Consider the following 10,839-nt stretch of genomic DNA (forward strand, 5'->3'; position numbering starts at 1 on the left):
ACTGTATGAAAGTCTGTAATGCTAATAGGGAGTTTTTCTTGCATGTCCTCAGCGCCGTATTTGAAGCTCATGGTAAGAAACCTTTGATTGCTGAGCTTGGCGTACTAAGAGGTGAAAATGCGCTTAATATGTATAATATTTTATCTCCTGAGCACATGGTGCTGATAGATAGTTGGAGTACAGATATTACAAAAACATATAGCCCTTTCCACACACTACCACCGTGGATTAATCCGATCGAGACCTATTCATATTACTTTGGCGGCTCACTGAGTGAGCAGTCAACTTTTGATAAAATATACGCAGAATGTTTAGGCAAGTTTAGTGATTTTAGCAATGTCACCATTATCCGCGAAGATACAATTAAAGCGATAGCTAAAATACGCCCAGCTACAGGCATAGAAAAATTTGATATTATATATGTCGATGCCAGTCATCAGTACGAGTATGTTCTACGGGACCTAATGTACTATAAAGACTTGCTGGCACCGCACGGCTTTATGATATTAAATGACTGCTGTCATAGTGATGCAGGGACTAAACAGAATCTTGGTGTTCTTGAAGCATTAACAAGCTTTATGAAGCGCACAGATTATATCCCAATCGCACTTACCAATACTGACTGGTCTGATGTTATTCTGGTAAGAAAAGATTCACCTTTGATTCAGACCGTTGATATCGCGATATCAAACTCCGATGTCGCCTATGTAGAATTGCCATACCAGTTGATCTCTTCTGCTAAGGTAATTTATGGTAAACAAAGAGCCAACATAAGTTTCATTTGATATTAGATATCAGGCATACCAGCTTATCAGGCATTTTATATTAATTCTGTTAAGCTGCGAAGATTAATAACCCTCTCTATGAATTGATACTTTACTAAAGTTGTATTTTACCCGGCTAGTGTCTAGTGTTTCAGGAGAAGTCCTGACATCGATTAAAAAGATCATTCGACACAACCTGTGAAATAAGTTTTAAAATTGAACCTGAATCACTTTTTAACTTAAACATTTCAATTGCCTGTAATTTTTGCATCATGTAAAAATCCCTGTCATTTTTCAGATGCACCATTCTAGCTTTATATTCATCATCATCTGCAACTGAAAAATAATCACCACAAATGGCAAATACATCACCTGAATTATAAGAAACGACAGGCACACCAAGACTAAGCGCATACAAAGCAGATGTGCCGCCACCAACTCTTTCAGGATTAATATAAACATCAACCAAGTCAATTACTGAGGCCAGATCACGTTGATAACCTAACGTTATTGATGATTTTTTTAGCATTGGAAGGTGCTCAGACAACACAGAATACCTTTTAAAATCACCAATAAAAACAAGAAACATATCATCATCAAACGAACTAAGAATAAGGTCCAGGAAACTTTCACTAACTTCTAAGTCAAGTCTATTTCCAACCAAAGCAAAGATAAATTTATCTGGTGGCAAACCTAATTCTTCTCGAGTTACTTTTCTTTCTGGCGGTGTAACAGAAGCCAACACATTACCTTGAATAATCCCTTTATTGAGATCAGGATGATAATTTTCGGGTTTAAATCCATCGATGGAATATCCTTCACCCAAAATTCTAAATTGACTAATTGTATGTGATAAAACAGCTACTGTCGGAATTACAATATTCGGAATTAAATGGTTGCAAATATCTGCAGTAATGCTTTCACCAACAGTAATAGAGAAATATGGTTTGTACTTTTTTGTTAAATCAATAATACCTGCTATCTCTGCTAGATTAGGCATACCAGCAGACAGTTGCAGGTAATTAAAATGCGCACCCTCGTACGTTAACGTTTCAGCGTTGTACTGCCCTCTGTTGCCATAGGCGGCGTCATACCAGGGTAAAGCTCCTGCAGCAGGTAAGAGCTCGCAAGTATCAATTAAAACGACCTGTTTTTTAGCAGATACACACAGTGATTTAACGATTTCCAGGGCAATTTTACTTGGAGCATGGCTGGGGCTGAGAAATTGACCAATAAAGACGAAGATAATATCGGGGTTGCGCTGCGTTTGATCAATGAAAGGCCCCAGCGTGCCGAGTTGAGCAGCGAATTGTTCCAGAACCCCCCTGTAAGCATTGAAGCGAGTATTAAAATCAGATTTGTCTTTTAGTACCCCGCTAAACTCCATCGACAAAACCTGGTTATAAATAAAAAAACGCTCATTTTCGGTGTAACGATTGTCCGATATTAACTGCCAGAGTTGCCCGATGCTGACATTGCTATCACCACATTTGGTCGAGAGACTTTTAAAGTATGCATCACCATATTTGTTAAGTTTAGCGGAATAAAAGCTCAGTAAGCGGATTTGTACAAAAACGGAAAAAGCACATTGCTGGCCCGACAGCTTACTGATAAATGCATCTGTAAGCTGCTGTATTAATTCACTTTCAGAAACATCAGTCAGCCTCTCATCCAGCATAAAAAAACGTTTAAGCTGTTCAAACTCAACTGATACAACAGGCTCTGTCAGCTGTATTCTGAAATGCGGTAGCGTCGTGCTTTTTAGCTCTGTAACATCTGTTTGAGAAAGAGATTGCTTATCAATTAATTCCGTTGTCCGAAATAGCTCCGGGAAAAATTGTGTCAGTTCATGGTGTACAGTAACATTATTCGTTACCAGACTAACTGTTTTAAACTTTTGATAATGAGTCCTCAAAGCAGACATTAGTGGCTCAATGTAAGCATCAGCGTCACATTGAATCCGAAGTATATTATCGTCTGTATGCTCACGGTCAGATAAGCCATTTGTGGCCTCTACAGTGTGACAATCAATAAAGATGATGTCTTTGCACTTACTGTTTAATCCGGTCATTTATTCTTTCCATACAGCGCTGGCATTAATTTCAACAAACCTATGCAAAGATAACGCCACAATTTTCAAAGTATAAAATATAGCTGGCTCTGTGCGCCATATACAGAATATTACAAGTTTGACACAGATAAAATGTCAAAAAATTAACGCGTCAGCTTTTGGCAAACAAGTGTTGCACATCCACATCATCAAACTTTAACGGCTGTTGTGCAAACTGCTCGCTACCGCTTTGCACATAATGACGCCATACCTGCATAACCTGGTTAAACACCGGCAATATCTCCGGCGTATCATCGCTGATACAGGAGGCGATTTTTGTCATCAGGCCGCCGAAGTAATTGGTGCTGCCGTAGAACAAATAAAAGGTTGGATCTGACGGGTCGCGCGCAGCGGTTTGCAGCAAGCGCCATTGTTTAGTAATAAAGGCTTTGGCCTGTTCTTGGGTGGTAATCTCTTCTTCAAACAACGCCAGCCAGGCGTCAATAGTGCGGCGAAAAGCGGTAAAGTCGATTTGGGAAAATATCGGCTGCGCATAGGCTGATAAATCAGCGTAGAACGCTGTATCTATCAGATTTTGCAACAGTAAATCCTTATCTTGTGGTAAGTCACGGAACAAAATATTGCCTGGCTGCAACGGCACCGCACCAGCAATCTTGACACCGTTGCTGCAATTATAAATCTCTACTTTACGCCCGGCTTTACTAATGGCCTGCTCCAGTAGCTTTCGTGACATATCGAATTCAGGTTTGGTAAACACGTAGGGTAGAAAATTCCCCTCTGCCGGCATACCGCCGCCATGGGTTTGTTGATAGTCATACACCTCTGAGCCGTCGTTACGGTAATATGCCGATGCCTGCGAATGATGCTGGCGTACATCGGCGTAGCCAAGGTCAACACCAAACAAATAAAATACCTTAAAGCCCAGTCTCAGGGCGTAATTAAGCACTAAATTGGTTACGGTAGGATAAGCATAACTCAGCGACGCTATATGCACGCCTTGCTTTTTCAATCGGGTGTCAAAAAAATTGGTGGATGACTCACCGTCTTTAAAACACAACAAGGTCTCTTTAAACAAGTCTGCGGTGTCCGGATGAATGCCATTTACGCTGATCAGTCGGATATCCTTTAAATACTGAGTATCATCCACCTGGCCAATCCAGCAAAAAGTTGAGCGGTTTTGTTCAACCTCAGCATGAAAATCTGGCTTGATACCCATTTTATACAGTGAATATAAAGCTGTACCACAACTGATTAACAACACCTTGTCACGGTGTTCCTGCAAATAGGCAAAGCTACCGTCTAACGACGGACCGTTGCCAACGATGAACACCGGCAGATTTAGTGCCGGTAAATTACGGTAGCTACTGTTGTCGTATTGTAAAAACCTATGTTGTTTGGCCACGCTATTATAGGTATGCGCAATACCATAGCGGCAATGGTCATAGTATTCACCCAGCGCTAGCACTACTTTCAATTCAGCGCGTAAATCGGCAATGGCTTTGTGCATTTTTTGGTTGAAGTAGGAACACAGCATATAAGTATTGGCTATAGAGTAAGCGCCAACCTGATAAAACTGCGCCATTAAATCATAAAAATAGGTTGAGCCATCGCCGCCCAGGTTCAGGTATATCCTCAAGCCATTTTGCTCAGCCCGCTCAAATATGGCCGCCCAATCGGTTACTGCAAGGCTGGCTGCAAAAAAGTCTAAATTAGGCTCACAAATGTACAGGTTACTAATTTGATACTGCTCAGTCAGTAACTGTATATGCTTACCCAGGCCCACCCCAAAGATAATCAGCGAGTCGACTTCTTTGGGCAACTGAATTTTCTGCTGAAGTTGTTTGTTAATCAGCGGCTGAGTTTGCGCGATATGCGAGTAGTGGATGTAATGACTGAATTTATCAACGGAGGTTTGCCCCAACAATACATCATCTTTATAAGGTCGCCGGGTAAAATCTCCAACCAGACGGGCAGATTCAGTATCAAGATCCTGATAAAAAAACGCCTTACGCTTGGGATGATATAAATTAGGCTTGCCGTTATCGTCAGTTACCGCTTGCCAATGCTGGCTTTGATGCTTATCAATTTCATCATGCACTTTGGGGTAAAACTTATGCAACGCCGTCATATTACGCCGGTGTAATTCATCAGCCAGTGCCGCAACATGTGGTTGCAAATTACCAAGCACGTTAACGCTGCGCTCGGCGACATAATCATTAAAATCTTCGTAAGCACTAAACTGTGTAGTACTACCCAGCAACTGTTCTTGCCGGCCACTATGAGCAAATAAATACTCAGCCACTTTATCCATTACCGGATGGCAATAATGCCGATAGAGATAAAGACGTCTGAAATCGGCCACACTTCTCAGCTCAGCCAGATCTTCCGCCACCGAACTGCCATCATTATCCAGTTGCAGAAATATCTGTGTGCCAGCCGCATCTGCCGCACTAAACAGCCGTTGCCAGTCGTTAGCCTGTAACGAGCAAATCAGCGTATCCACATTAGGCTCATAAACAATAAGGTATTTGAGCTTAGTTTTCTGCAGCAGTGCATTTATCTGATACCCCAACCCCAGCCCCAGCATTACCACCACATCAACTTGCTGCGGCAAGGCCTCGGCAGGCCACGGCTGTTGAACCTCTGTTGGTGTAGCGTCATTACCAAGCTCAACATAGGGTGCATGTCGACAAAAGCTTTCAACTTCGCGTGCAACTTCTGCCTCGGGCGTTTCGCTATACCAAACACGGCCAGTAGCAAAATCAACAATATTAAGCTCAGCCGCCCGGGTACAGAACACCGAATACTGCTGCATACTATGTTGCTGTACAATGGGCAAAATAGATGGAATGTGCTGGGATATTGCCTGAAGGTTTTTATTAAAGCGCGGCTTAATGGATGCAGCAGCCTTTTGCTCCGATGCCGCCTGCTTAACGTCATCCGGGTCTAGCTGATATTTAATGTACTTCAGCATTTAAGAGCCTGATTCTAATGATTAGTTATGCTGGCCGTAGCTATGTTGGGCTTGTCGCCCTTTCTTAATTTGTAACATACTATTAGCCACAGCTTCTCTGTCTGAGACTAGTTTTGCCATCGTTGCCTGCAGCCAGTCAAGGTTTTGCTGCAAAAACCACGCAAAAGCATCAATATTCTCTTTCGGTTGCTCATTTTTACACAAATGCTGATTTAACTGGTCAACCAAAATTGCAACCTGCTCAATGTCATAACCAGGTTGCAAAATTATCAAATCAACCTTTTCACGCAAGCTGGCACATTGCTGCTCTAGTTTCTCCAGAGCAGACATCAGGCACCAACAGCTTGTTGCTGATTTTTCTGCGCCTGAAGCGCATAGCCCTCTTCGCGGGCCGCTGGCGGGATCTGTTCCCAAGCGCCTTTAATAGTTAATAAAATCTCCATTACTTCATCCAGCTTGCTGATACTTTTATCCCGACTGGCCTGAATAAGATGATTAAGCATAAAATCATATAATGAAAACAAATTCTCTGAAATCTCGCCGGCGCTCATATCCAGGCACCCCTGCAGCGCAGAAATAATGTTAATTGATTTAGAGATAGCCTCAGATTTACCGGCAAAGTCTTTGCGATCAATACAACCCTTGGCTTTGGCCATATTCTCCAACGCACCTTGCATCAGTAATTGAATGACCCGATGAGGATCGGCGACAGCCAAGTCATCTTTTATGCCAACTGCTTTATATGCTTTGATACCGTAACTCATAATATGCTCCACTAATTAGATTTCTTAGTAACAAATCCCGGCAAGCTTGACAACTGTGCCGTTACCGTTGATGCCATATTCTGCATAGATCCGAGTAAACCATCTAAAGCAGTGTAGCGACGTCGTAAAGTTTGCTCGAAACTCTGTATATATCGGTTGGCAGCATCTAAATCTTTAGCGTTTTTATCTAACTGAATTTTTAGGGAGCTCTCTTTACTGGCAATAATGCCGCCTGCCTCAGTAAATTGAGCAACAAACTGATCAAGTTTGGCGCTAAGGCCGTTTTCACCACCGAAAATAGCAGCCACACCGTCATAATTTTCAGCTAAAGCCTTATCAAAGCGAGCCCGACCTGAATCACCACCAAAAGCCGACGTGGCTGCAATTTCCAGCTTACCTGCTTTATCGAAAGTGATGCCCATCCCGTACAGCGTTGCCAATTCAGAGCCAGATTCACCAACTACACCGCCCAGCATCCCTTTCAGCTGGTTCAGGATAGACCGCGGCAATGAGTCCGCCGCCAGCGCCCCCCCCTCCGCTGTCACTGTTTTACCATCAGAACCCAGAGTTCGGCTTTTGGTTAGGTCGGCAATTTGATCAACTAAAACATTATAATTATTTATAAAGTTCTGAATATTCTTTTCAGCAGCATCTTTATCGGTAGCAATATCCACGCGGGCATTATTGCCATCGGGAGTTACCGCTTTCACCGTCAGGCTGATATCCTGAATAGCGTTAGTAAACATATTGCTGCTGTTGGTAGCAATAATGCCATCAATTTCTATAATAGCATCTTGTGCTATTTGGCTTGCTGTTAAACCTGCTGTAGCCCCGGTAGGTACCGTTGAAATAGCATCCAGTTCGGCGTTGTTATTAGTAATAACCAGGTCATTACCTGCACCGGTTTCGTTAGAGGTTAAAACCAGCTTAGTACCAACTGCACCACCGGCATTAATAATATTGGCATTGACCCCGAAATTATCGCTTTGCGCATTAATCTGCTGCCGCAATTGATTCAATGTCATTCCTGCTGTAACTTCAATATCGAAACTCTTACTCCCAGCAGTTAATGTGAGCGTACCATCGGTGGTAGATATAACATCATCAGCCGAGCCGTAGGCTAAATCGGCACTTTCAAGCCGACTGCCTGATGCCAGCTGATTCACTTTAATATCAAAACTGGCCGCCACGGCCGAATTAGATGCCGAAGCTTCCAGGTAGGTTTTATTTTCTGTTGGCTGGGTTACCGTGGCTACACGGGCATTTAAATTATTACCGCCCAACTTTTTTATCGCGTCTTGAAATGCCGATAACGCAGATTTTAACTGGCCCACTCCGGAAAGCGATGCATCTAAAGTTCTTTTAGTGGTGTTAATTCTGCCTAGTTTACTATCACGCTCTACTTTTACCAGTGTCGACACCAGCTCTTCAAGTGGCAAACCGGAAGCGGAACCAAGAAAATTAATACCAGACATAATGAACCTCTATACTTTGTTGTCGATTAGCAGGCCTATAGATTGCCCCATTTCTTGCTGTAACCGCTTAATATCCTGTGCAACTTTTAACAATTCTTCGGTTGGAATTTGCTTAATCAGTTCATCCGTTGCAAAGTCTACCACTTTTATGACTGAACGACCCGACGCATCATCAATTGAAAAACTGAGCGAACGCTGTTCCAGCGCCACAGCCTGATTGACCACATCGACAGCTTGTTGCAATTCAGCTTTGCTGATATCAGCTACCGCAGTTACCACTTGAGAAGTTTCAGCTCGGGTAACCTTTGGCGTTTCGCCTGCTAACGGCTTGCCAATATTGTCAGTGATCGGAGACAGTCTTGCCACCGCTACACTGTTTAAATTAATACTGCTCATATCCAGACTCCTTATCGGCGCGCAGGGTGAAAGCTTTAATTAAAGCCCTCACCACCACGCTTACTAGTTTAACCCAATAACGATAAAGCTGCCTGTGGCCGCTGATTCGCCTGCGCCAAAACAGTAGTACTGGTTTGCTGCAGAATCTGCTGCCGCGTTAACTCTGCAGTTTCACGGGCGAAATCTGTATCACGGATCCGGCTACGAGCGCCTGAAACATTTTCAGAAATATTGGTTAAGTTACGGATTGTCGACTGGAAACGGTTTTGGATCGCACCTAAATCAGCACGGGTACCGTCAATTACACCAATAGCTGTATCTATCAATGCCAGGGCTGCAGATGCGCCCCCCACTGAAGACACGCTCAGCGCACTTAAGCCCAGTGCATTAGTACCGTAGCCACCGGTACGGGATAACTTAATGTCAATATTCTGGCCGGCGTTGGCGCCTACCAGAAAAGACGCTGAGTAAGAGCCGTTTAACAGGTTTTGCGTACCAAATTGCGTTACTGAGGCAACACGGCTCATTTCCGCTTTTAACGCGGTAACTTCTTTTTGCAGCGCCGCGCGATCAGTTGAACTGTTAATGCCATTTTGCGACTGAATTGCCAGGGTACGGACACGCTGTAAAGAGTTGGTAATCTCTTCCATGGCGCCCTCTGCTACCTGTGCAACAGAAATACCATCGTTAGCATTACGTGCTGCCTGATCCAGACCATTTATCTGACTGGTTAAGCGGTTACTGATTTGCAAACCTGCCGCATCATCAGCAGCGCTGTTAATGCGAAAGCCTGAAGACAAGCGCTTAAACGCTGTATCCAGGTTGTTGCCTGAGTTAAACAACTGCCGCTGTGCATTCAGCGACGAGGTATTGGTATTAACATATAAAGCCATGAGTCACTCCTTAAGTTTTCAGCGTTACATTTTACTGAAAACCTGATTGTTGAAAGACGGTTTAGCCGTTAGCTTGGCCAAGCTGCAACTTGGCTTAATCAGGTTATCGGCAGCAACATGGAGAACTTTAGAGAAAAATTTGGATTTTTTTATGCCTGTATAAAAATGCAGAAAGGATGATATCAGCAACAAAAAAAAACCACCTGCTCAGGTGGTTAAGGGGATATTGAAAGGTAAAAATAGGTAGTCACTCCCACCGAGAAGCCTATCTCTAACTTTTATCAGACAATATGACTGCAATCATAAAGTCATTTTATTCAACCACTACCATATTGTAGTTAATTAAGGACATTAAGCGCTGCCTGCGGTCGCTGATTTGCCTGAGCTAAAACTGTAATACTACTTTGCTGAATAATTTGCGTACGGGTTAACTCGGTTGTTTCTCTGGCATAGTCGGTGTCTCTTATCCTGCTTCGTGACGCAGAAACATTTTCACTGACATTACGCAAATTTCGCATCGTTATATCCAGTACATTTTGCCAGGCACCTAAGTCTGTGCGAGCACTGTCCAGAGTTAATAAAGCGCCATCCAACCGCTGCAAAGTAGCGGCTATGTCTTCGGTACCCAAAGCAATATCAGCAATATTTAAACCGCTGACATCACTGCCATAGCTTGTTGCCAAATTAATACTAATTTTCTGGCCAGCATTGGCGCCAATCTGGAACTCTACAGCAGGTACGGAACCATCAAGCAATTTAATTCCACCAAATTCAGTATTGTCCGCAATATTCTGAATAGCCGCGGTGAGTTCATTAAACTCCTGCTGGATAGCAGCTATTTCACTGGCACTGTTGATACCATTTCCAGATTGGATAGCAAGTACCCGTAATCGTTGCAGACTAGTGTGGATCTCATCCATGCCACCCTCGGTTACCTGCACCAATGATATTGCATCATTAGCATTTCGTACCGCCTGGTCTAAACCATTAACCTGACTCGTTAACACATTCGAGATTACCAAGCCAGCAGCATCATCTGCCGCCCGATTAATCCTAAAGCCCGACGCTAGTCGTTCGAAGCTGGTTGATAAACCAACAGTGGCATTACTGAGTAAGCGTTGTGATGTCAGAGACGACTGATTGCTATTGACAACAAGTGCCATATTACTGCTCCTTAGTAAAAGCCTTGAGCAGCCGGGATATTATCCCGGCTCACGGTTTTACTGCAGTAAACTCAGGGCCGCCTGCGGCCGCTGATTAGCCTGAGCAAGTACAGTTGTACTGGTTTGTTGCAATATCTGAGTACGGGTTAACTCAGCCGTTTCTTTGGCAAAATCGGTATCGCGAATTCGACTGCGCGCACCTGACACGTTTTCAGAAATATTGGTTAAGTTACGAATGGTCGCCTGGAAGCGGTTTTGCACCGCACCTAAGTCGGCACGGGTACCATCAATGACGCCGATGGCCGTGTCAATTAATGCCAGAGCGGCAGAAGCACCACC

10 protein-coding genes are annotated in these 10,839 nt (G+C 43.5%); 1 reads left to right on the plus strand and 9 read right to left on the minus strand.

The features are described 5' to 3' along the window. Positions 1-5 precede the first annotated feature (5 nt). Positions 6-785 (plus strand): class I SAM-dependent methyltransferase, encoded by a 780-nt coding sequence (locus WG68_RS03685; RefSeq protein ID WP_046556286.1) that lies wholly within the window; start codon positions 6-8, stop codon positions 783-785. Between the two features lie 130 nt (positions 786-915). On the opposite strand, the gene WG68_RS03690 is transcribed toward WG68_RS03685, so the two are convergent. From WG68_RS03690 to WG68_RS03730, 9 genes are all read right to left on the minus strand, one after another. Continuing rightward, entirely contained in the window at positions 916-2,835 is a 1,920-nt protein-coding gene (locus WG68_RS03690; RefSeq protein WP_046556287.1) for a glycosyltransferase family protein, read from the minus strand. Positions 2,836-2,986: 151 nt separating this feature from the next. Continuing rightward, positions 2,987-5,809 (minus strand): motility associated factor glycosyltransferase family protein, encoded by a 2,823-nt coding sequence (locus WG68_RS03695; RefSeq protein WP_046556288.1) that lies wholly within the window; start codon positions 5,807-5,809, stop codon positions 2,987-2,989. A gap of 21 nt (positions 5,810-5,830) precedes the next feature. Continuing rightward, positions 5,831-6,139: a hypothetical protein gene (locus tag WG68_RS03700; RefSeq protein ID WP_046556289.1), complete on the minus strand. Its 309-nt coding sequence runs from the start codon at positions 6,137-6,139 to the stop codon at positions 5,831-5,833. Next, positions 6,139-6,573: a flagellar export chaperone FliS gene (fliS, locus tag WG68_RS03705; protein ID WP_046556290.1), complete on the minus strand. Its 435-nt coding sequence runs from the start codon at positions 6,571-6,573 to the stop codon at positions 6,139-6,141. The genes WG68_RS03700 and fliS overlap by 1 nt, the downstream gene beginning before the upstream one ends. Positions 6,574-6,584: 11 nt before the next feature. Further along, positions 6,585-8,048 carry a flagellar filament capping protein FliD gene (gene fliD / locus WG68_RS03710; protein ID WP_046556291.1) on the minus strand — a complete coding sequence of 488 codons (1,464 nt, stop codon included), beginning with the start codon at positions 8,046-8,048 and terminating at the stop codon, positions 6,585-6,587. A gap of 9 nt (positions 8,049-8,057) precedes the next feature. Then, positions 8,058-8,444, minus strand: a complete 387-nt coding sequence (locus WG68_RS19775) for a flagellar protein FlaG (protein ID WP_046556292.1) — start codon at positions 8,442-8,444, stop codon at positions 8,058-8,060. Positions 8,445-8,512: 68 nt separating this feature from the next. Further along, on the minus strand, positions 8,513-9,337 hold the full coding sequence (locus WG68_RS03720; RefSeq protein WP_046556293.1) for a flagellin N-terminal helical domain-containing protein: 825 nt from the start codon (positions 9,335-9,337) through the stop codon (positions 8,513-8,515). Positions 9,338-9,675: 338 nt separating this feature from the next. After that, positions 9,676-10,500: a flagellin N-terminal helical domain-containing protein gene (locus WG68_RS03725; RefSeq protein ID WP_046556294.1), complete on the minus strand. Its 825-nt coding sequence runs from the start codon at positions 10,498-10,500 to the stop codon at positions 9,676-9,678. A gap of 57 nt (positions 10,501-10,557) precedes the next feature. Then, positions 10,558-10,839, minus strand: a 282-nt coding sequence (locus WG68_RS03730) for a flagellin (protein ID WP_046556295.1), incomplete at its 5' end; no start/stop codon positions are given.

The organism is Arsukibacterium ikkense, from assembly GCF_000987775.1.
In the GTDB taxonomy this organism is placed as follows: Bacteria; Pseudomonadota; Gammaproteobacteria; order Enterobacterales; family Alteromonadaceae; genus Alishewanella; species Alishewanella ikkense.